Consider the following 23,181-nt stretch of genomic DNA (forward strand, 5'->3'; position numbering starts at 1 on the left):
GAATATGAAGACTTAACAGCTAAAAAACAAATGCATATTATGGCTATTTAGCAATAATATGCCTTGCTTATTCAACTTAAATTTTTACGCTTGGAGCTCCATCATATTTCCATTCAGCTGGAACGTTATCTACCATTTTTTGGCTAGTAGCAAGGTCAGCATGAATGTCACTAATAGATTGGTTATTTTTATCACCAGCAAGACTGAAAAGAATTTGTCTTACGCCACCTTGTTTTCCGTTTCCAGAAATGGAATTAAAAACAAGTTCAACTTTTTCTGAAGTAAGAGTTTCTATTTTCATTCTAACGTTGAAAAAAGTTAACTCAGATTTTTTCATTGGTTTACCATCTTTGTCGCCAACACCTTTTTGTTCGTTTATACTTGTTAGTTTTAAAGTAACAATATCTAAAAGATCTGTTTGGTATTTTTGAAATAAAGGAATTGCCTTTTTATCAACAATAGTAATACTTGGTAAAAAGTTTAAAGAATATTTATCAGTTTCTCTTTCAGATAAAATAGGGAAACTAATTTGCTCACAAATAATTTCTTTATTTTTAGGATAAGATCCTTCAATTTTCATATCGGCTGGTAAAGTTAATAATACTTTGTCATTTGTATCTTGCATATTACATTTTCCTTTTAATAATTAAATATTTATATTACTCAGGTAGTTCAGTTACTAGTCTCAACGATACTGTTAGCTCGTTAAGATAAAAATGTGGTCTTAAATACATAACTGCTTTATAAGCACCAACTTTTCCAGGAACTGGAACAACATCAACTCTTGCTTCCCTTAGAGGAAAACAACTTTTTGAATAGATACTAGCATTGTCATCCAAAATAACATATCTTGAGATCCAATTATTTAAGTACTCATTTATTTCTCCTTGTGATGTAAATGAACCGATCTTGTCTCTCATAATCACTTTTAAATAATGAGCAAATCGAGAAACAGCCATAACATAAGGTAACTGGATAGAAAGTTCTGCATTTGCATTTGCAAGATCATTGTCATACTCTGTCAATTTATGAATTGTTTTTGACCCAAAAAATGTAGCAGAATCTGTTCCTCTTTTATAAACAAGAGATAGAAATCCAAGATCATCTAGCTCTTTTTCACGACGATCTGTAATTACTGTTTCAACTGGCATTTTGAAAGTACTGTTACCTTCATTATCCGTAAAGGTATGAATAGGAAGTTGTGTTACAGTACCACCGTTTTCTGAACCACGAATGTTTGAAAACCATCCGTATTGCCTATATGACTCAACCATTCTTTGAGCTAAAGAGAAAGAAGGATTTCCCCATAAATATTTGTTATGTTCAGTGCCATCAAGTGCTTCTTCAAAATGAAATTCTTTAACAGGAACTCCATTTTTTCCACCGTATGGTTCACGTATAATTACTCTTGGTAGAGTTAAGGTAACATATTTAGAATCTTCTAAAGCTCTAAAATGACCCCATGAAGCAAATTCAGCAGTATTAAATAATTTACTCAATTGCTTAGGTTTATCTAAATCATCGAAAGAGTTAATATTAAATAATTCATGGCTAGCAGCATCAATAAAAGGAGCATGAGCTGCTGCTGCAACACTAGAAATTGCCTTTAAGCACTCGATGTCTTCAATGCCTTTACCAAAAGTGAAATCGCCTAATAATAGCCCGTATGGCGTTCCACCAAATGTTCCGTATTCGTTTTCATAAACAAGTTTAAATAAACCTGACTCATCAAATTGTGGAGCAGAGTCCGCATCAGATAAGATATCTTCTTTCGTAACGTCTAAAATACGAACTTTAAGCTTATCATCTGGTTCTGAAAATTTAACTAAATTATGTAAACCTTTCCAAGTAGCTTCAAGCTTTTGGAATTCAGAATTATGAATAATCTCATTAATTTGAAGAGTAAGATCTTCATCTATATCAGCAATTCTTTGGCTGATCATATGTGTAATGGTTTTTTTAAATTCCATTTTTTCATTAACAACTTCTGTAGCAAAAACGGTCAACATATCTTTTACATTGTTGATTTGCTGATTGTTTTTATTTAAATCAGCTTTTGCTAAAGCTTGATCCATAATAGGAATTTCTAAATTTTCAAGATCGAAAAATGATTTTGTTTCTGTTGCAAATTCTGTTGAACTCATGACTTCTTCCTCATAATTTTAAAATGATTATTCTGCTTCTTTTGCTTTATTTTCTGTACCAGCAGAACTTGCAATTTGCTTAAGTGCTTCAGGAGTTTTCATAAATTGTAATAAAGTTTCTTCTAGTTTTTCATTACAATCTACATTCGTTTGCAATTCAATTAATTTTTTTCTTGTTTCTAGAAGCTCTCTAAGAGAATCCACTTTATTAGCAATTTTCCCAGGATTAAAGTCTTCAATTGAAGTAATATCCAATTCAATTTGAGAAAAAGAACCATCATTCTTGAGTTTATTCTCTACTTTTAGCTTTAATTTAGGAGCAACAGATTGAACAACAGAGCTAAAGTTTTCTTTACTTATTTCTAAAAACTTTTCATTTTTGATTTTTTTGGTTTTCGTATGAAGATGACCAGAAAAATTTGCCATAACTCCAATTACAAATGGAATATCTTGCTCTTTAACAGAACCATTCGCTTGCAAATCATAGGTGATTTGTACACGTGGTGGTTTATATGTAGAAAGCTTTTGTTGTGTGCCTTTTGACATTATATATTCCTTTTCCTGAAAATCTAAAATGACGTCTTGAATGATTGAATCAACAATCAACTCGCTAATTTTCTATAAGCAAAATCTAGGCCAAGTTTATTTACTTCCGCTTAAGCCTGATTCCAATGAAAAAAGATTATTTAAAATGTTTATAAATATATATAATTATTAATAATACTATGTATTTTTTGTGTATAATTATTTTATGTAATATATTTATATTATGTAATAAATTTCAGTAGCAAATTTTTTCTTTTTTGAATTGAACATTTATATAGATCAAATTTAAATATCTTAAAATTAAATAAAGAGAGCTCCTCTTTTAAAAGAGGAGCTCTCTTTATTTAATAACAAACTTATACTTTAATAATATGACATAAGTTAACTTTTTTATTAAAAAAAGACAAATTAATTTTTACAATTTGATTAAATTTATGTTAATTTACCATAATAAATTATTATGAAAAAATCAAATGGTATTTTTCAAAATCTTTCATATATTTCGCACAAAATTAATGCAATATAGTACTATTTTGAATATATAATTGTTTATTTTAGATTTTTTGTCAAAAAATTTGCTGTTTTTAAATATATTTTAATTAAAGTTATTTATATCCAAAGAGCAAAAATATGTTATTTAATAAGTATTAAGAAAAAGTGTTTATTTAAAATAAAAATTAATAAAATATAATAAATACACAAAACATTTAAAATGCATATAGGTATTCTGATTATTAATGTATACTAGTTCTAAATACATATCAAGACATTTATTCGATTTTTCATGATACTTATCCGATTATAATCTTTTTACTAGTACATAAAATATCTAATGATTTGGATTGAGTAACTGGCGTATTGCTTCTGTTGTTTTTTGAGGATCATTTTTAGCCAAATATAAAATTTGCTCTTTTGGGGACAATTTATCAAATGGAACATCTTCTTTTAATTTAACTCTCCTTGCGCCTGCACCTGTTCTTTCAAGCTCATAATCCACAAGAGCCAATTGCTCTTTTGAACGTTTTTCAGGATCGTAAGTAAGCCACCTGAAATAAGGCCGAACCAAAGCGTAGTAGATAAAAAACATGGCTGCAATCGCAACTAAACCTAATATTGCGGTTTGAATTAAAGTGGTTTGACGGGCAGATAATGAAGCTTTTTCTGCTAGTGCAAATTCATCAAGCTCAAATTGAGTAGATTCAACTGTTATCGTATCTCTGCCTTCTTTAAAACCAATCGCGTTTTTTACTAATTTTGTTACCATTGCCATTTCTTCTGGAGTTCGAGCAACATATTTTCCATCAACAAGCTTTCCGTCCACTAAAATAGATGCACTTAATTTGGTTATATTTCCTATTGGTTCTACAATTTTACTTAGAGTTTTCTTAACTTCAAAGTTTAAATTTTCTGTACTAGACTTAGTACTATTTGTTAATCCGCCAGCTATTCCAATATCTTCTCTTTCGCCAGGTAAGTTACTTTTGGCCCCTGGCACTCCCGTAGGGTTTAATCCGTTACCTTGTGAAGATTGCTCGTTACGTTGTGAGGCAATTACAGCGGTTCTCTCTGGATCTACATCAGATATAGTTGTTTCTACCTTTTTGAATTCAATTAAAGCATCTACTTTAGAAACTACCTTGTCATGACCAACTGCTCTCGCTAAAATATCCCTGATTTTTTGCTCTAATTCTCTTTCTACTTTTCTTTGATATTCACGTTGCGCTGATGTAACCTTATCTATTCCACCATCTTGCTCATCTGGTTGAGTTAACATATTTCCGTCTTGATCAATGATAGCCACTGCTTTGGGATCCAATCCCTCTACAGCCCTTGCAGTTAAATGAATTATTCCTTGAATTTGTCTTTGGCTTAAAGATTTTCCTGATTTTAGTTTTAAATAAATACTAGCTGTTGGTGATTTTTTATCATCTGCAAATATTGCATTTTCTGGAATCACAATATGAACTCTGCTATTGGCCACAGGCTCTAACTTTCCTATGGTTCTTGACAACTCTCCTTGAAGAGCCCTTAGTTTATTTACTCTTTGTTCAAAATCAGACATTCCAAAAGATCGGTCATCGAATTTTTCCCAACCAACACCAATTCCAGTATTAGGCAATCCTTCTTGAGCAAGAGACATTTTTATTTCCATAATTTTATCATCTGGAAATGAAATAGTGTCACCTTCCATTTTATAATCTTTAAATCCTGATTTTTTTAAATGAGCTAATATTGCTGTTTTGTCTTCAGCTGAAAGATTAGTATAAGCGGGTTCATATCTAACAGTTGGTTTCCAAAAAATAAACACAGAAAGAACAAAAAATATGGTTAATAATCCAATTCCGATTGCAATCTTTCGACCTTTTGTAAGTCCAGCATAAAATGCTTTGCTTTGAATTAAAAATTGCGATGAAAATTGTTTTATTTTCTCTAACATTTTTAATAAACCCTTATGAATACAAATACACTAAGAATTTTATTTCTAAAATTTAGACTTGCATTCTCATTACTTCTTGATAAGCCTCTATCACTTTATTTCTCATTTGCACCATCATATTAAAGCCTAACTCTGCTTTTGTTACCGCAAGCATTGTTTCATGGATATTACTAGATCTACCAGACGCTAAGTCCATACTTGCTTTTTCCGCTTCTCTTGCGCCTGTGTTTACTTCTTTAATTCCTTTTTCAAGAAGATCTTGAAATTCAGTTTTACCTGCAGGATTAGGAGGAGTACCTCCACCACTTTGTGGAACAGAGTTTAATAAATTATTTTTTAGTTTTAAATAATCTAAATCTGCTGCAGAAATTGCTTTTGTCATTTATAATTTACCTTAATAAAAAAACTATCTACCTATACCAATAGCAGTCATAGCCATTGACTTTGTCGCATTAATTGCTTGAGTATCACTTTCAAATGAACGATTACTTGTAATCATATTTACCATTTCTTCCATTACTGAAATATTTGGCATCGCAACATAACCATTTTCATTTGCATCAGGATGATTTGGATTATAGACAAGTCTAGGAGCTCTTCTATCCTCTGTAATTCCATCAACCTTAACTTCTTTTAAATTCGGGTCAAAAGCTAAACGCATTAAATTATCAAAACTTAAACCTGAATTTCTAGCAGTAAATAAAACATCTTTTCTTTTATAAGGCCCGCCTTCTTCTGTTCTAGATGTATTCGCATTCGCTAAATTTGACGAAATTACATTCATACGAATACGTTCAGCAGATAATCCAGAGGCACTTATTTTTAATCCTTCTAAAAAACTCATAAGATTTCCTTCTCCTCAAAATAATATTAAAAAGAAAATTACCTTCCGCCATTGATTGCGTAACGTAACATTCCTAATTTTCTATTTAAGGTTTCAATTGTAGCCTTATAAATAATTTGATTTCCGGCAACTTCAGTCATTTCTTGATCAACATCTACTGTGTTTCCATCATTTCCAATACTTTCTGTTGGTTTCACAAAAAGATCGGGTTTTAAAACACCGTCAGCACCCATACCTGGTGCTTTAATATGCCTTGAATCACTTACTTTCATAATAAGATCTTTATCAGAACCAATTGCTGCTTGAAGTTGTTTTTCAAATTCAAAACCTAATGCCCGATAGCCTGGGGTAAGAGAATTTGAAATATTTGCAACATTCACATTCTGTCTTTTCAGTCTTTGATTTAAACTTTCTTCAAGAACAGCATCGGGTTTTCCAAATATTTGGTTCCCAACTACAGTGCTCATACATTTTTCCCTTCAACTTCATATCCACACTCAACAAGTTCATTTAATTTATAACGTAACGCACGAAGTGAAATGCCAAGTGCTTTCGCTGTATGAGTTCTATTTCCATTCATTCTTCTTAAAGTTTGAAGAATTAAACGTTGTTCTAATTCCATTAACGTAACTTGCGGTAATGGATCACCCATAGCAACTTCGGTTCTGCTATTAGCTCTCATTAAATGAAGCTCTTCTACACCTATATAATCTCTTGTTGAAAGTAACACAGAACGTTGAATAACATTTCTTAATTCACGTGTATTTCCTGGCCAAGTATAAGTTCTAAGAGCTTGTTTTGCAGTTGGAGATAATTGAACATTTTTGGAAAACTGAATATTGAACTCACGAAGAAATATTTCTGAATAAAAATCAATATCCACTAATCTTTGGCGTAAAGATGGAATTTCTAAATGAATCACATGTAATTTAAAGAAAAGATCATTACGAAATCTTTGGGCATTGACTTCATCTTGAATATTTTTATGACTACAAGCAATGATACGAGCATCAGCTGCTGTTCCTCTACGAATAGCACCTTTATTTATATCTTGTTCCTTTAATATTCTTAAAAGTTTTAATTGCATGGAAGCGTCTAATTCTGTTACTTCATCTAACATTAAAGAACATGTTTCTAAAGGTCTATTTAAAGCTCCCTGATTATAATCATGAGAAGATCTTTGAGTTGTAAATAATTCCATCTCAAAAAAATTAGTTGGAATGTTAGAGCTATTTGCTACGATAAAGCGACCACGTTCACGTCCACCAGCAATATGAATAGCTTTAGCAAAGGTTTCTTTACCTGTTCCGCTTTCACCAGTTATTAAAATTGGTACTTTAGTTGGTGCAATCGTTCTAGCGACTTCAAGTAATTTATATACTTTCTCATCTCTAGTTGGATAGTGTCGAAGCATTTCCTCTTCAGAAATTCGATTGTCTGATTCAGAAGGCACAGTATTTGCATGAACGCTACGCCCTTCTAAAGCATTGTTACCTTGCTGTGTTCCATAATTTGTGGAATCTAAGTCAAACAATCCCACAGGACGCACTTCACTCATAAACAAACCTCCCTCACATGAACCAAAACCAGGTGTTTACTTACTTAAGCGATCAAGTCTCTCGCTTGCCAAAGATGAAAAACGCTTGTCGTTGGTGTCATTTGCGGCTAATAGCCAAGCGGTCTTTGCTTTTTCAAAAAGACCAACTCTCGCATATACAACTCCTGCTTTATATGCGGCTTCGGCTCGATGTGCTCCTTGGGCTAAATTAGCGACAGCAAGAAACATATCTCCCGAATTTGCAAACCTGCCTGAATCCCGTAAATCTTCTGCATATTGCATGATTGACGATTCAACTGTCTGAGTTTCATCTAAAGACTTTGCTGGATATGCGAGTATTTTCGCATAAAGTGGTTCTACATCAGGAGTTCCACGCAGCCTTTGAGCCCATTCAGCCAGAGTTGGCAAGTCGCGTTCAACATAACGACCAAGTTTCATCTCATCTAAAAGTAAACGTAACGCTGTTTTGTTACGGTAGGGAGCTACGGATAGTTCCCTTAAAGAGGTAACAGACCGATCTGTAAGACCTTCTGTTTTTCTCTTACTGTCCTGTTCAATTCGGCGCAAAAAATCATCTGCCTCCGAAGGTTTATTACTTCGATACAGGAGTCTTGCCGCCAATGCGGCTGCTTCATTTTTCTTTTTTTGATCATTTGATGCTTGCCAAAACGCACCATAAAGTTGCGCTGACTTTAGATTTTCCCCTACAGCCTCAAAGGCTTCTGCTCTAGTAAATAGAGCATCACCATCTGCAAAGGTAAATTCTAATAAAGAAGGTCTCGCTTTTTTTTCAAAAGCAATCCAATCTTCCCATTGTTTCGTTTGAGCTGTTTTTTTCAAAAGCTCTTTAACTCTACTAGAAACAATTTTTTCTAAGTCTGATACCCGATTATCTCCCGGTGCCAATTTTTTAAATTGCTGAACCGCAGCATCAGAACCATTTATAGTTTCATTTTCAATTAAAGCTCTAGTTCGATCATATGCACAATTTTTCATCAAATCAAATGGAACACTGCTATCTACGACACAGGCGTCGAGATTTTGCTGGTATGATTTTGCCGAACTTGGATTTTCATTCACAATTTGATTTAAAACACGAAGTGTCGCTGCAATTTTTACTATTTTAGGAGAATTTTCGGATAACGCCATTTCAGAATATATTTCTGCATTTTGAAATCTAGTTTTACCAAATCCTTTTTCTTTTGAATTTTGTAGTTCATCTATATCTATAATTCTGAGTTTTGCTAAGCTTGAATAATAACTTCCAGGATAATTTAGAATTATAGATCTTAAATAGTCATTTGCTAAACTAAAATTATGAGTTAAATATGCAGATTCTCCTGCATACCATAAAAACTTTGGATCCGATTTAATTCCTTTTTCTGATAAAGCAGCTAGTCTTCTAAAAATGGATAGTGATTGAGCTTCATTCCCGCTCTTATAAAACTCTTCCGCTAATTTTTTTCCAATTTCAACTTCATCTCTTGTACCAAAAGCAGCTCCCATCTGCATTTGCAATTGAGCTGATTTTCCTTCAGGCATTGGAATAAACTTTTCTAATCTTCCATAGATCTCCGGAAAACCATTTTTGTTTATAGATTGATTGTTTTTATTAGTGAATATTATTGTATTTTTTTTATTTTCTTGTGATGTTAACTTATCACTTTCTTTTGTCTCTGTTTTTACTATCGGACTTAAATTAGAAATTATTTTATTTTTATTATCATCTAATTTATTTGATTCAATAAATTGCGCTGAAGGCAAACCTTCTTTCACTGATTCTTTACTTAATCCTTCAATATAATCTGGTTGCCAATTCCAATCGGCTTCTAAGTTTTTTTCTTCCGGTTCTGTTCTCCAAAAATCTACTATAATTCTCCAAGGTTTATTTTGAGTCGCAACAACCCAACCAATGGGAACATTTTTTAGTTGAATATCTACGATAACTTCTGATTTATCTTCATGAATTAAAACTCTTTTTACATATCTTGTATCATAAAAAGAAGTTGCATTGAATTCGCTTGATCTTGCTGGAATGATTCTAATTTGTAATGTTCTTGTTTCTTTAATAAATCTTGTCGCATACCTTCTTGGTTGATTTAATTCAAAAACCAAACGGTAACTATCTTCTCCTACAATAGAGGGAGATATTTTATTTTCTTTTTTTATTTTAGAACTTTGAGCATAAACAGGAATGGAGTCATAATTAAAATTGACTGCCGTAAGAAATGTAAAGAATGAATATGTGAAGAAATTTTTCTTCAACATTCTTTTCCCCTAAAAATATTTACAGGTAAATATATGCCATTTCTTGTAGCTTACATGAAAGATGTTTACTTATAGCAGTCTGAAAATTGTCAGAAAGTGAAATTTTGACGTGTCAAATACTTTATTACTGTATTTATTAGAGATTTTTTTTGCAAAAAATTCACCCTGTCATAAAAATAGTTATTCATTTTGTTCTTGGGTTCTCGCAATTATTTGAGCGAGATGATTTGTTCTAATAAGAAGTGAATTTACAAATTCTTTGAATTTTTTTGGATTAGTTTCTATTTCATCAGGTTCAAAATTAATTTCATTCCAAATTATTTGAACAGTTTTATAAGGAACAACTTCAAGTTCTTCTTTTGGTAATTCAAAATCTCCTAATATAATTAACATTAGTGATTTATTCCAATTCATGGACGTAATTCGAGCAATAGGAAAAATTTGCGGAGTAATTTCATACTCAGAAAGTAAATTTGTAAAATTAAGTATGTTATTTGTTTTAATTGGCTGACTTGCAACAACAGACAGATCGACAATATCTTTAACACTTTGGTACAAAAAAGAAGCTGCAATACTAGCAATAATACCACCAACATTATCCATAAAAACCAAACGATATTTTCTTTTTTGAATTTTTCGACGAACCATTCCATTTTCAGCTAAATCAATTTGTTCTGCCCAATTACAACAAAGATCAGCAATTTTTTCTATTTTAGCACTCATACTTATAATTCTTAATGCTTTATCTATGTTACCTTTACTTTCTTTTTTTAAAATTTTTTTTGCTATGTGGTAAAGCTCTCTCTGTTTAAAGTCAACTTTATCATCTAACAAGTGAATTTCTTGAATTAACGATAAATCCCCCTCGAACATAGCTGTATAAGATCTTTCAAAGAGATCTTTTGAATCGTTTAGCATTTCTAAAAAAATCTCTTTTTGATCAGGAATATCTCCATTTACAAGTTGCCTTGCTAAACTTTCTACAGCATCTCCAATACGCTCAATATGGTGTGCAATTTTTGCGCAGGCATAAGCTAACCGGAGTTCATAACCTAAAGGTTGTTGCGTAGCTAATATTTGTAAAATAGATGTATCTATGGCACGTTCAAGGTTATCTATTTCGGAATCAAGAACAACTATTTTAATTAACCGATTTGGATTGGGATGTTCAAAATGCTGTATAAGCGTAACTAAACCCGTATTTACAGCATCACACATTGTCCTTAATAATGATTTTACGTTACTAAGTTGGACTTCTAAGCTAGAAATTCGCGACATTGTGTTGAATACCTCTTGGAATTTGCATAATTATTAACGCACTGTTAGGGATAAACAGTTATCGCCATGACCGAATGTGCCATAAGTCTTTTAGGGAGTGCAAACATGCAGGTGGAAAATATAACCAATCAAAACATCAAACAAAAATTTCAATCTGTGATTGAAAATCGTGAAGAGGTTTATCACAAACTTGCTGCTTTATCTGTAGAACCTGAATACAATCCAAGAACGGGTCGTCCTTTAAAACCAAATTGGTTAAAAGTTGGTCTTACAGGTGGTGATGTTTTATATAGTATTAAAAAAGATTTAAGAGAAAAAAAACTTTACACTGTTTGTGAAGAAGCACGCTGCCCAAATATTTCTGCTTGTTGGAATACTGGAACAGCTACATTTATGATTATGGGCGATGTCTGTACAAGAGGATGTCGTTTTTGCCATATAAAAACAGGAAATCCTGCTGGATTGCTTGATGCCGAAGAGCCTTTTAAAGTGGCGGAAAGCATTAAGACTATGAATTTAAGTTATGCTGTCATTACAATGGTAGATAGAGATGATCTTCCTGATGGAGGTTCTAATCATATATCAAAAACAATTGAATCCATACATAAAGAAAATCCAAATACAAGAGTTGAAATATTAGCTGGAGACTTTCGAGGGCAAGAATCCTCTATCCATGAAATTGTTCATGCAGGAAGAGGTCTCGATGTTTTTGCACATAATATTGAAACCGTGCGTCGCTTAAGTCCTCGGGTTCGCGATGCTCGTGCGAAATACGATCAAAGTTTAACTGTTTTAGCTAATGCTCTAAAAATAGGTCCAAAAGGTATGTTCACAAAAAGTGCAATTATGCTTGGCCTTGGGGAAACATTTGATGAAGTAGAAGAATCCATGCACGATCTTCGTAATGTTGGTGTCGAAATTATTACAATTGGTCAGTATCTTCAACCCACTCCAAAACACCTAACAGTAAAACGTTTTGTCCATCCCGATGAATTTGAATTTTGGAAACAAGTCGCGAAGAAAATGGGTTTTAAAGCTGTAGCATCTGGCCCATTAGTTAGAAGTTCTTACAAAGCCTCTGAATTATTTCCAGAAGTAACAAAATATTAAATTAAAATTTTGCTACCTTAATTTCTTTCCTTTTTTTTCTTGCGACTGATGCTTTACTTGAATTATATAAAAGAAAAATATTATTTGCGTATTAAATATTCATAATTTATTTTATCTCTTCCTGCGAACTCTTTGCTTTCTCATGTGAATTATTTGTCTCTTCAATTAAATGCTCAGCATTTCGAATAGGATAAGCTGTAATGACATTTCCATTCATGCTGAAGGCTATGAGGATGTCCGTATAAATATCATTTCCTCTTCCATCAATCCTAGGAACAACAATTCTTGAATAGGTTCTTGATAAGTTATTATTATTGTTTACTCCTCTTTTCTTTTGAGTCTCTGGTTGCTCAGGCGAAGTTAATGCTGTCATTATAATACGTGCAAGTTCGCTTCTACCTTTTTGATCAGCATCTATACCAAGTTTTTTCCATTCATCTCTGTGGCTTTTCTCTTGTTTGTTTGGACTGCCTAATATATGATCAATTCCAAATGGACTGCGTTGCTTTGTGGTATTCCGAAAATCCATTAAATAAAATAAATTATAATTTCCATTTGTAGGCTCTGCTCCATCGTAACCAACTGCGACTATGTGATCACGTGAGTAATTTGAAGGTAAATTTCTAGGTTTGATTCCAGATATTATTGAATTAAATGTTATTTGGTTCGAATTATTATCTCTCAAATAAAAACTTTTTGATGTTAAAATATGACTTGATGTCGCTATGGTTTTTTTATTATTTGGTTTTATTTTCTTTAAAGCAAGCGATGCACATTCCGCTTCTGGCTCTGCAATAAGCTCAGAGCGTGTAAACGTACAAGTTGCCGCAATTAATCTTTCTGCCTTTGTAAACTCTATCGTCTTTTGCTGGGGTTGTTTTTGAGCACCGTTTGACTTAGCAACAAGCATGTAAGCATCAAGAATATTCAAAGCAGATTCTGGATCTTGTCTTACCAATTCAGTTGCTGAACCTAACGAAACATCTATTACAGAAGAAGCAGTAGGGAATTGTATGGAATGAATATATTCACTTAATCTATCTCTGTAATCTTCTAGTTGAAGCCATGTTAAATTCCAAAACTCTATTTTTAATGCTCTTATTCTTTCTCGAGATGTTTCTTTTTTAATACTTTGTGTTTCGTTTGGGTAAAGATCTTGCCTTGAATCAACATAAGTATCAGGAAGTAAAAAATTCAAAGCGGAATCAGCCGCATCATTTGGTTGTACTATATTTATTTCCTGAATTTCATTTAGAAGGATTGATGGCACTGCTTGAGGATCAAATTCAGGGTGCACTAAATCATTTATTGTCGGAGTAGGTAAAAGAATATGATTATTTTGTTCATTTTGATTTGAATACACTGCAGGTCTTGGATTAAGCCAAGGACAGTAAGTTCCAATTACGCACCATAAATCTTCAAGCAAACCTCGTTTTTTCAAATTGTGATATTCATATTGTTTTTTCGTATATTGAATTTTATCTAAATCCATTTGATTCTTATAAATAGAATCAATGGATACAACATGCTCTCGAGAAGGTTGTTGGAGCTCTTCTTCGCTATAGTAATTTGCAAAAATATTTTGTGATATGAAAAAACTGATAATAATAAGATTAGATCGGAAATTATTTTTTATAACCATTTGTTTAACCTCACTAAAGAAATGACATTTAAGAAATTAAAAATAATTAATTTTTAATTTCATTTTTTACATTATTTGCAAAAATTTAACAAATTTAATAAAAATATTTTTATTAAAATAAAAATAATAATATTTATGGTACTTTAATTTCTTTAAATTAAATTTTTCCTTTTTTTAAATTTAAAATAGATTATTAAACCAATGAATATATTGAATAAATATTAAAATTTTAACTTGAACCTCACGTTTAATTATTTTATTTTTATTTTGCTACTGTCCTTTTTTCACATAATGGAGTTTTAGATCAATGAAAATTGTTACTTTTTTATTATGTACAGTTACATTTTATTTTTTTTCATATGAAACTTATGCTTCTCCAAATAGTGATAATGAAATACCAAAACATGTATATAAAGCGACACCAACTCCGCCAAGTCAAATTTTTAAAATGGGATTTAAAAGATTTTTTGGTACAAGCACAGATCTTTCAGAATATATGTATTCCGTTTATCAAAATTTATTTGCTGGAATTATTGAATCGGAAGATGTTTTATCACAATTAACTAACCCTAGTGCTTTTATAAGAACATCATCTGTATGGCAAAACACAATGGATAACGCATTGGCAAACAATGAAGCATTTTTGAATTCGTATAATCCAACTTCACATAGAGCTCATGAGGTATATAATGAAATATATATCTATCAAATTGTACCTCAATCTAATTTTATTAGTGTCACTCAAACATATGAAAGAATATTAGATGCAGCCTATCGAAATGAACTTGGAATCTCTAATCACATAAATATTACGCATGGAGGTGATCTTGAAATTGATGAAGATAATATAAATTTAGAAAATTTGGAATACTTAAGACCATACTATACAAGACGGAGAGAATACGCAGCTTTGTATAATATACACAATGACTCAATTGTTTCTGCAAGAAGGTTCCGTTATTCTAACGAAACAAGAAATTACGAATTCATAGAAACAATTCAAAATCCACATTATAATCCAAATATTGAACCTGCTATTCATGAAAATAATTATTTATTAGGATCCGTACCTAATTATAGATATATTCATGGTTTTAATAGTCATTATTTATGCAATACAAGAAGACAAAATTCTAGTCATATGTATAAAAAAAGATCCATTGTTCCTCAAGAGTTAGATTGCGATTTATCTCTCACAAGTAACAAAACCATTCCAAATTCATTAAAGCTTGAAACTCCAAAAATCATGTTTGATAAAAAATCTATAAGAATTGAGGTTAGTAGAAATAATAGCGAAACTTACTGTCTCTCCCCATATGAGAAATATTTGTATATTGATTATTGTGAAAAACCATATTCAAAAAATAGATGGCTATTTACAGAGTTTGGTCAATTGATATCAGAAATTAATGATGGAAAAAATAATCAATATTATTGTCTTTCCTTTCCAGAAAATGAAGATAACCCTTATTTAAAAATGGAAATTTGTGATCTTAGAAATCCCAGACAAAAGTGGTACTTTAATGAAACTAAAGAGAATTCTTCAAAACTAGTCTCTTCCTACCAAGGTAACGAAGTTCGGTTTTATAAAGACTATGGCTACCTTTCAAAAGAAAATTCTGAAGATTATGGTACTATTCAAATTTTAAATTATAATAAAATTAAAGAAAATGTTTCAAAACCACTTTATCAATTTGATATTGAAACTTTTTCAATAAGTAATTTAGATAAAAAAAGCACGACTGAATTATCCATTTACCCATCGAGTAATGGAAATAACTATTTATCTCCTCTCTCAAACTTAGATGGGTATAAAAACTATTATAATATGCATAATCATTCCTTTTTTTCAAATTATGGTGTTACAGATGGAAGTCAAGTATGTTATTTTTCAAAACAAATTAAAGAAGGTGGCTCTTCATATGATTGGATTATAAATGATTACTGTTCTAATCAAGCAGAAATGCCAAGACCTTATCAGTGGTTTTTTAAAGTAATTGATACCCAACAAAATTTTAGAAGGTCCTATAATATAACAGATATTGGAAATAATAAGCTCCGTACAAGTAAAAAACTTCTTTCAACATCATACAAAGCTTTATATACAGCTCATCATGATTGGTATGATGATAGCGAAAATATTTTAGAAACCTTTTACCTTCCAAATGAAGTTCATCATTTATTATTTAATTTTGACAGCAAAAATAAATCTCTGAGTGATCTATCACTAATAAATATAAATTTAAAAACAAATAAAAATGAGTTTAAATAATTATAAACAAAAAAATAAAAAAAATAAATCAACATAATTCCTTAAATTAAAAAAAATATTAATATATCTAAAATTATTATATTTAATATTTATAATATAAATTTGACTTTTTTTAAATTTTTGGTAATCTATCAATATTGATTAATTGTATTAATCATTCTACATAATCGATTATAGTAAATTTTATAATACATTTTATTTCAATATGTTAAAACATAGTTAAAATTAATTATAAGTTATATAAAATTTAAGAATATTAAATAATAAATTAAAATAAAAAATAACATCATAGAAATTTATTTAATAAAAAAAACTGATATTTATTTTATATTTCAAATTTTTAATTCTCTATTTGTTTTAATATTTAATTTAAATTTTATTAATTAAGGGATTAATTATGTCAATTTTGAATAAAAAAACTTCAATTGCAATTTCAGCAATATTCATTCATTCTTTTGCATTTGCTGATGGCTCATTTTTATTTTGTTCAAATGAAAATTCCAAATGGCATTGGGCAACAAACCCAATCGCTCCTAGTGGTAATACTCCTTACTTTTGGCTAGAAGGTAATTTAAAATTAATAAATGCTCCTATTTCTCTACATAGCGCATTGAGTTTAGACACAAATGATCTTCTTAATTATCGTATAAAAAGAGATACTTCAGTTGAAAATAAGACAAATATCAATTCACAAGTTCAATCAATCTCACTTTTAGAATTAGATATTAATGCTTTTTTTAATAATTTTAATTTAGAAATGGACGAATCATACGATTGGGAGAAACTTGAAAATTGGGAATCTTGGGATACATATTCAAATGAAACTTTAAGTCGCAAAAAAAGAGCTAGTATTACTGAGCACAATAATCAAAATTCAATACAAGTAAATAAAATTCCTTCAAGAAGTGGATTAAGTGCTTGTAGTGCTCTTGTAAATTATTGTGTAAATACCTTTGGAAAATCATTCCGCTTTGTTGGAGCAGCTGGGAACGCTTTAGCAAGTACGGATTGGGGTTATGTTGTTGCAGACAACCTAATATGCCCTAACTGGGACTATCCAGAAGGGTTAGTAACAACTTCTCAATTAACAGTGGGAAATCTAGTACAAGAAATAGCAGTAGATTTAATAACATCTGGACCAATAAAAGGTGCAGCAAAAGGAGGAAATGTACCAAATTCTCTTGCTTCAAGGCCAAATTCACTTGCATTTTCCAATAATGGTGGCACAGGAAGAAAAGTATCCTATTCAGATTTGTTTAAAAAACCTTCAAGTGGGATAGAAGGAAAAGTTGTTCAAATTGAAAGAATAAATACAAATCCAAACACTCCTTCAAATGAAGGAGCTATATCTCCTATAGATCCGTTTGGAACCAGATTAAATGAAATCACACGTTCTGCTAGTGAATTAAATATGAATACCTCTGGATCTGAAAGAAGGCCATCACAAATAGCTGATCATTTAGTTTCATCTAGCAACCAAAATACGGAAGGAATGGGTGCACGTAAATCATCTTATGCGGATATGGCTAAAGCTGCTTCAGCGGAACGACTTAATGAAACCACGAACTCATTCCAAAGAGCTGGTAGCTTGCGAATTGAAATGTATAAAATAGGAGGGAACTCAAAACCAAAAGTACCTTCAAGAGCTTATAGCCATTCAGATCTTATTGATTTTAATAAAGCAAAAAGATTTTATAATAATGAAGGACGCATCAAAGATTTATCACCAAATTCTGAGCTTTATGAAATAGATATTCCATTAGTAGAAGAATTAGTTAGAGTCAGAGATGCAAAACGTGTTATTGTAGATAGAATAACAGGAAAGCGTTGGTATTCACCTGACCATTATGATAATTTTGTTGATATGAATAATCCAATTGACCCAGTGAAATTAGCTGAAAAAAATAAAATTTTCTTAAAATCAAAATTATAAGAAAATTCGGACTTCATAATGAAAAAGTCCCCTATGAAAGGGGCTTTTTTTAGCTTGCTTTTCTTTGTCCATCAATTAAAACTTTTGAAAAAATAACTCTTCAATCGCTTTAAAAACAACACTCACACGCAATTCATCTAAACATTCTCTTTGTGCTAACTTGCAAAAATTACTTGAGCAACCAACACAACCCACATCTCTTTGCAAAGAAATATATTTAAGTTTATTTGGTGGACACCAATTTATAGGTTGTGTAGGGCCATGAAGCTGAATCATTTTAGCCCCAGAAGCCACAGCAATGTGACTCATACCGTTTGAATTTGCTATACAACCTAATGATTTATTTGTTAAATAAGCAATCTCTCGAATAGACATAAGAGGTGGGAGTAGACTCATGTTTTCACTTAATGAGTTTTGTTTCAGTTTTTCTTTAAAACTATGATGAACTTTTAATATATACTCTTCTTCTCCTGGCGCCCTGGACCAGACAGTAGCAACATTGTATTTTTGGGCTAATTGCAAAGCTAAATCCGTATAACTAGAGATAGGCCAACATCTGACAAGATAACGAGATGTAGGGCTCATAACAATATAATTTTGAACATGTAATTGAGATAATTGCTCTTCTATCCATTTTGAAGGCTTTACTTTATTCATATCTTCAATGGGAAGATCAATTTTAACTTCTTCTAAATTTATTTTATCCATATAAATACCAAGTGGTTCTAATAGATATAATCTTGTATATCCAAGGTAACCGGTATCTAATTTTTCACGTTGAACAAGATGAGTATAAGTTTTATCTCGGATAGAATTACATTTAAAAGAAATTCTAATTTTTGCACCTGTAAATAAAGTTTGAAAACTAGAACGTGGATAATTAATGGCATCAATTATTATATTATATTTTTGTGATCTAATATAAAAAAACAAATAAATTTCAGACCACAAATAAAGTAACCAATGCCAAAACTTTTTTATAAAAAAAACATTTTTGAATTCTTTTTTACGCCATACCGGCAGATAATGAACTGTGCTTATATGAGGATTTCCACTCAATATTTCTTTAGCCATGGGATGAGCCCACCAGTCAATTTGAGCCGTAGGATATTTTTGTTTTAAAACAGAAGCAAGAGGGGTTGCAAGCAAAACATCACCAAGCTGTCTTGGAAGCATAATAAGAATTTTTTTTGGAATAGCGGATGTCACTTTTTTTAGTCCCAAAGTTACAAGGAATTTGCGATATCAATAATGCAAAAACACATCAAAGACAACATCCACACTTTTAAGGAAGACAAAATTAAATGTCAAGTTTTACCTAAATATCAATTATTTTATATCTTTTTTTTAAATTAAATAACTTGATTCAACTTCATCAATTTCGGTTAAAAGGCGATCTTTTTCAACCTGAGATAAAAAAGAGGCTTCGATTGAATATTTTGAAATTTTACAGAGATCTTTAAAAGTAAAACCTAAACTATTTTTACATTGAATGTAGTTTTCTAATATATAGCCCCCAAAATAAGCGGGATCATCTGAATTGATAGTAACTCGAACACCTAGATCAAATAATTCTTTTATATGATGTTGTTTTAAATCCTCATAAACTTTTAGTTTTATATTTGAAAGTGGACAAACGGTAAGTGGAATTTTATTTTCAATTATCTGTTCAATTAATTTTTTATCTTCTATACTTCTTACACCATGATCAATTCTAGATACATTTAATAAATTTAAAGCTTCCCAAATATATTCCGGTGGTCCTTCTTCTCCTGCGTGCGCAACTGTTAAAAAGCCAAGATCTTTACATTTAGAAAATACAGTTTTAAATTTACTTGGAGGATTTCCTTGCTCAGAAGAATCTAAACCAACTGCTTTTATCAAATGTTTATATGGTAATGACTGCTCTAAAATTTCTAAAGCATCTTCTTCGGATAAATGCCTTAAAAAGGACATAATAATAAAATAGCTTATATTAAAATCTTTTTTTCCTTGCTCAAGAGCTTCATGAATTCCTTCAATAACATCAGAAAATAAAACCCCTCGCGAAGTATGAGATTGTGGATCAAAAAAGATTTCCACATGACAAACTCCGTCTCTATGTACTCTTTCCAAATATGAATACGTAAGTTCATAAAAATCTTTTTTTAATTTTAAAACATTAGTAGCTTGATAATAAATATCTAAAAATGACTGTAAATTATGAAATTGATAGAGTTGTCTTACTTCATCAATACTTTTATAAGGTAATTCAATCTTATTTCTTTCTGCTATTGAGAATAAAAGTTCGGGCTCTAAAGAGCCTTCAATATGAATGTGCAATTCTGCTTTTGGTATTTTTCTTAACTCTTCAAGCATAAAAGAATCCTTTATAAATTATTTATTAATCTATAAAGGATTCTTTTATTTTTTTCAATACTAAAAATAAAGATTATCTTTTATTTGTAAAATATTAATTTAATTCAACTACTGAAACAGATTCTATAATTACAGGAGTAACTGGAACATCTCTATGAAAACCACTGTTGCCAGTTTTTACTTTAGCAATGGCATCAACAGTTTCCATACCTTGAGTTACTTTTCCAAAAACAGCATAACCCCATTGGTCACCACGATTATTTAGAAAGTCATTGTTTGTTAAGTTAATAAAAAATTGAGCTGTAGCAGAATGTGGATCATTTGTGCGAGCCATAGCAAGTGTACCACGGTCATTGCTTAATCCATTTTTTGCTTCATTTTCTATTGGTCTATTTGTTGATTTTTCTTTCATACTGGAATCAAAACCACCACCTTGAATCATAAATCCAGGAATAACACGGTGAAAAATTGAGCCATCAAAATGTTTTGATGTAACATAATTAACAAAATTAGCAGCAGTCATTGGCGCTTTTTCGTCATTAAGTTCAATAGAAATATCGCCATAATTTGTTTTCATTAATAAGATAATCATAAAAAAATACCTTTCGTAAAAAATAGGGATAATGTTTCATTATTTCTGATTTGTATCTAAGCCCCAAAAGACGCCACTTTCCGACTTAACAAAAGATAGAAAATCTTCAGGAGACATAGGAGCTAAATTTTTACCATCACGATAGCGAGCGGTGAGAGTATTCGTTTGAACCTCTTTATCACCGATTACTAACATATAAGGTATTTTAAGCAACTGAGCATCTCTTATTTTTGCACCTAATTTATCGTTACTATAATCTGTTTCTACACGAATCCCATTTGATTTTAAAAATTCAGTTACTTTACGAGCATAATCTTCTTGCGCTTCTGTTACTGTAACAACACGACATTGAACTGGAGATAAACCAATAGGGAAATGTCCTGCACAGTGCTCAATAAAGATACCCATAAATCGTTCAACCGAACCTAATACCGCACGATGCACCATTACTGGTGTTTCTTGTGTATTATTTGCCGCTTGATAGGAAATTCCAAAACGAGCAGGCATTTGGAAATCTAATTGAATTGTTGCGCATTGATGCATTCGCCCAATTGCGTCTTTCACTTTAAAGTCGATTTTAGGACCATAAAATGCACCATCACCAACATTAATTTGATAATTTACTCCAGAAATTTTTAAAGATTCTTCCAGAGCATTTTCTGCAACATCCCAAACTTCTTCTGCACCAATTCGGTTTTCGGGACGAGTAGAAAGCATATAAACAACTTCATTAAAACCAAGATCAGCATAAGCTTCTTGAACAAATTTTAATGCAGAAATAATTTCAGATTGTACCTGGCTTAACATACAAAAAATGTGACCATCGTCCTGAGTAATACGACGAACTCTTGTCAAACCATGTAAAGTACCACTTAATTCGTTACGATGCACAACACCAAACTCACCATAACGTAACGGCAAATCACGATAAGATTTTTGACCAACCATAAACATACGCACATGACCTGGACAACTCATTGGCTTAATTCCAAATTCATCATCATGATCATCTTTAAAAATATACATATCATCACGATATTTTTCGTAATGACCACTTACTTTCCATAAATTAACATTCATAACTTGTGGACTTTGAATTTCTTGAAATCCAAATTTTGCCCATTTTACGCGAATATAATTTTGTAAAAGAGTAAATATTTTCGCCCCATTTGGAAAGAAAAAAGCGGCACCAGGTGCAATATCACTCATTAATGTAAATAAATTTAATTGGCGCCCAAGTAAAACATGATCACGTTTTTTTGCTTCTTCTAGCATATTTATATAAGCATCGAGATCTTTTTTATTCGCCCAAGCGGTACCATAAATACGAACAAGCTGTTCGTTGTCTTTATTCGCACGCCAGTAAGCACCAGCCACACTCATTAATTTAAAGGCACCTAATTTTCCTGTGGAAGAAACATGAGGACCACGACAAAGATCATCCCAATGACTTATCGCATATATTTTTATATCGCCTTCTGTTGGCAATTCTTTTACAATTTCAACTTTAAACTTTTCACCTAGTTTTTCAAAATGCTGGATAGCTTCTTCTTTAGAAACAACTCTTTTCACAAATGGAATATTTGCAGCAATAATTTCCTGCATTTTTTTCTCAATTTGAGGAAAATCATTTGTTCCTATTTTTACACCATCTTTAGGGTAAATATCATAATAAAATTGATTTTCTACAACAGGCCCAATTGTAATTTGAGTGCCTGGAAAAAGTTCTTGAATTGCCATAGCCATAACGTGAACTGTAGAGTGCCTGATAACCTCAAGACCTTCTGCAGAGCGATCCGTTAAAATTTCAACCTTGTCCCCGTCTTTGAGGGAGTAATCTAGGTCAACTGAATTGCCATTCACTTTCCCCGCAATGGAACTTTTAGCAAGTCCAGGACTTATGCTTTTTGCAACATCTAGTACATTAGAAGTTGAAGGGAGAGAACGAGAAGATCCATCAGGCAAAAATATTTGAATTAAACTCACAAATAGCTCCTTTAAATAGCGCTCCCCACATACACAGTGGGTGTGCGAAAATAACTTGAGGAGACTATACAAATTTTAATTGTTGGTAAATCAAGAATTTAATTATCCTTGACTTCATTGGCAAAAAATTGTTTAAGTTCTGTGCCTGATTTAGAGCGTTCTCTGTAATACCAAAGCTTGGTGGACTAAAAAGTCTGGGTATTACAAGGGGTT

At 31.3% G+C, this 23,181-nt stretch carries 18 protein-coding genes; 3 read left to right on the forward strand and 15 right to left on the reverse strand.

Annotated elements, in window-relative coordinates:
* Positions 1-76: 76 nt before the first annotated feature.
* The 10 genes from GCL60_RS05130 to GCL60_RS05175 all read right to left on the reverse strand — a co-directional run bounded on the left by GCL60_RS05130 (position 77) and on the right by GCL60_RS05175 (position 11,075).
* Positions 77-625 (reverse strand): hypothetical protein, encoded by a 549-nt coding sequence (locus tag GCL60_RS05130; protein WP_153418883.1) that lies wholly within the window; start codon positions 623-625, stop codon positions 77-79.
* A 34-nt stretch (positions 626-659) separates the two neighbouring features.
* Complete coding sequence (gene tssC / locus GCL60_RS05135; protein ID WP_153418884.1) at positions 660-2,144, reverse strand: type VI secretion system contractile sheath large subunit; 1,485 nt, start codon at positions 2,142-2,144, stop codon at positions 660-662.
* Between the two features lie 27 nt (positions 2,145-2,171).
* Positions 2,172-2,690, reverse strand: coding sequence for a type VI secretion system contractile sheath small subunit (tssB, locus tag GCL60_RS05140; protein ID WP_153418885.1), 519 nt, complete (start codon positions 2,688-2,690; stop codon positions 2,172-2,174).
* Between the two features lie 829 nt (positions 2,691-3,519).
* The gene (gene fliF, locus GCL60_RS05145; RefSeq protein WP_153418886.1) at positions 3,520-5,127 is read right to left on the reverse strand and encodes a flagellar basal-body MS-ring/collar protein FliF; all 1,608 of its coding nucleotides are present in this window, start codon (positions 5,125-5,127) and stop codon (positions 3,520-3,522) included.
* A gap of 52 nt (positions 5,128-5,179) precedes the next feature.
* Positions 5,180-5,509, reverse strand: a complete 330-nt coding sequence (fliE, locus tag GCL60_RS05150; protein WP_153418887.1) for a flagellar hook-basal body complex protein FliE — start codon at positions 5,507-5,509, stop codon at positions 5,180-5,182.
* Between the two features lie 24 nt (positions 5,510-5,533).
* The gene (flgC, locus tag GCL60_RS05155; protein WP_153418888.1) at positions 5,534-5,971 is read right to left on the reverse strand and encodes a flagellar basal body rod protein FlgC; all 438 of its coding nucleotides are present in this window, start codon (positions 5,969-5,971) and stop codon (positions 5,534-5,536) included.
* Between the two features lie 38 nt (positions 5,972-6,009).
* Positions 6,010-6,438 carry a flagellar basal body rod protein FlgB gene (flgB, locus tag GCL60_RS05160; RefSeq protein ID WP_153418889.1) on the reverse strand — a complete coding sequence of 143 codons (429 nt, stop codon included), beginning with the start codon at positions 6,436-6,438 and terminating at the stop codon, positions 6,010-6,012.
* Positions 6,435-7,529 carry a sigma 54-interacting transcriptional regulator gene (locus GCL60_RS05165; protein WP_153418890.1) on the reverse strand — a complete coding sequence of 365 codons (1,095 nt, stop codon included), beginning with the start codon at positions 7,527-7,529 and terminating at the stop codon, positions 6,435-6,437. Before GCL60_RS05165 ends, flgB begins: the two co-directional genes overlap by 4 nt.
* Before the next feature lie 36 nt (positions 7,530-7,565).
* Positions 7,566-9,797: a tetratricopeptide repeat protein gene (locus tag GCL60_RS05170; protein ID WP_153418891.1), complete on the reverse strand. Its 2,232-nt coding sequence runs from the start codon at positions 9,795-9,797 to the stop codon at positions 7,566-7,568.
* A 180-nt stretch (positions 9,798-9,977) separates the two neighbouring features.
* On the reverse strand, positions 9,978-11,075 hold the full coding sequence (locus tag GCL60_RS05175) for a phosphate signaling complex PhoU family protein (protein ID WP_153418892.1): 1,098 nt from the start codon (positions 11,073-11,075) through the stop codon (positions 9,978-9,980).
* 105 nt (positions 11,076-11,180) lie between these two features.
* Between GCL60_RS05175 and lipA the strand changes: the two genes are divergently transcribed.
* Complete coding sequence (lipA, locus tag GCL60_RS05180; protein WP_153418893.1) at positions 11,181-12,185, forward strand: lipoyl synthase; 1,005 nt, start codon at positions 11,181-11,183, stop codon at positions 12,183-12,185.
* Between the two features lie 106 nt (positions 12,186-12,291).
* Here the strand turns inward: lipA and GCL60_RS05185 are convergent, their stop codons facing one another.
* Positions 12,292-13,827 carry a carbohydrate kinase family protein gene (locus GCL60_RS05185; RefSeq protein ID WP_153418895.1) on the reverse strand — a complete coding sequence of 512 codons (1,536 nt, stop codon included), beginning with the start codon at positions 13,825-13,827 and terminating at the stop codon, positions 12,292-12,294.
* A gap of 307 nt (positions 13,828-14,134) precedes the next feature.
* Between GCL60_RS05185 and GCL60_RS05190 the strand changes: the two genes are divergently transcribed.
* Both GCL60_RS05190 and GCL60_RS05195 read left to right on the forward strand, forming a co-directional pair.
* Positions 14,135-16,099 carry an RICIN domain-containing protein gene (locus GCL60_RS05190; protein ID WP_153418897.1) on the forward strand — a complete coding sequence of 655 codons (1,965 nt, stop codon included), beginning with the start codon at positions 14,135-14,137 and terminating at the stop codon, positions 16,097-16,099.
* Between the two features lie 397 nt (positions 16,100-16,496).
* The gene (locus GCL60_RS05195; RefSeq protein WP_153418899.1) at positions 16,497-18,032 is read left to right on the forward strand and encodes a ribonuclease domain-containing protein; all 1,536 of its coding nucleotides are present in this window, start codon (positions 16,497-16,499) and stop codon (positions 18,030-18,032) included.
* A gap of 75 nt (positions 18,033-18,107) precedes the next feature.
* Here GCL60_RS05195 and GCL60_RS05200 read toward each other — a convergent pair whose 3' ends face one another.
* The 4 genes from GCL60_RS05200 to thrS all read right to left on the reverse strand — a co-directional run bounded on the left by GCL60_RS05200 (position 18,108) and on the right by thrS (position 22,968).
* Positions 18,108-19,241, reverse strand: coding sequence for a glycosyltransferase family 9 protein (locus GCL60_RS05200; RefSeq protein WP_153418901.1), 1,134 nt, complete (start codon positions 19,239-19,241; stop codon positions 18,108-18,110).
* 138 nt (positions 19,242-19,379) lie between these two features.
* Complete coding sequence (locus tag GCL60_RS05205; RefSeq protein WP_153418903.1) at positions 19,380-20,390, reverse strand: adenosine deaminase; 1,011 nt, start codon at positions 20,388-20,390, stop codon at positions 19,380-19,382.
* 94 nt (positions 20,391-20,484) lie between these two features.
* The gene (locus tag GCL60_RS05210; RefSeq protein ID WP_153418905.1) at positions 20,485-20,982 is read right to left on the reverse strand and encodes a peptidylprolyl isomerase; all 498 of its coding nucleotides are present in this window, start codon (positions 20,980-20,982) and stop codon (positions 20,485-20,487) included.
* A gap of 39 nt (positions 20,983-21,021) precedes the next feature.
* The gene (gene thrS, locus GCL60_RS05215) at positions 21,022-22,968 is read right to left on the reverse strand and encodes a threonine--tRNA ligase (RefSeq protein ID WP_153418907.1); all 1,947 of its coding nucleotides are present in this window, start codon (positions 22,966-22,968) and stop codon (positions 21,022-21,024) included.
* Positions 22,969-23,181: the final 213 nt, after the last annotated feature.

The organism is Silvanigrella paludirubra, from assembly GCF_009208775.1.
Classification (GTDB): Bacteria; Bdellovibrionota_B; Oligoflexia; order Silvanigrellales; family Silvanigrellaceae; genus Silvanigrella; species Silvanigrella paludirubra.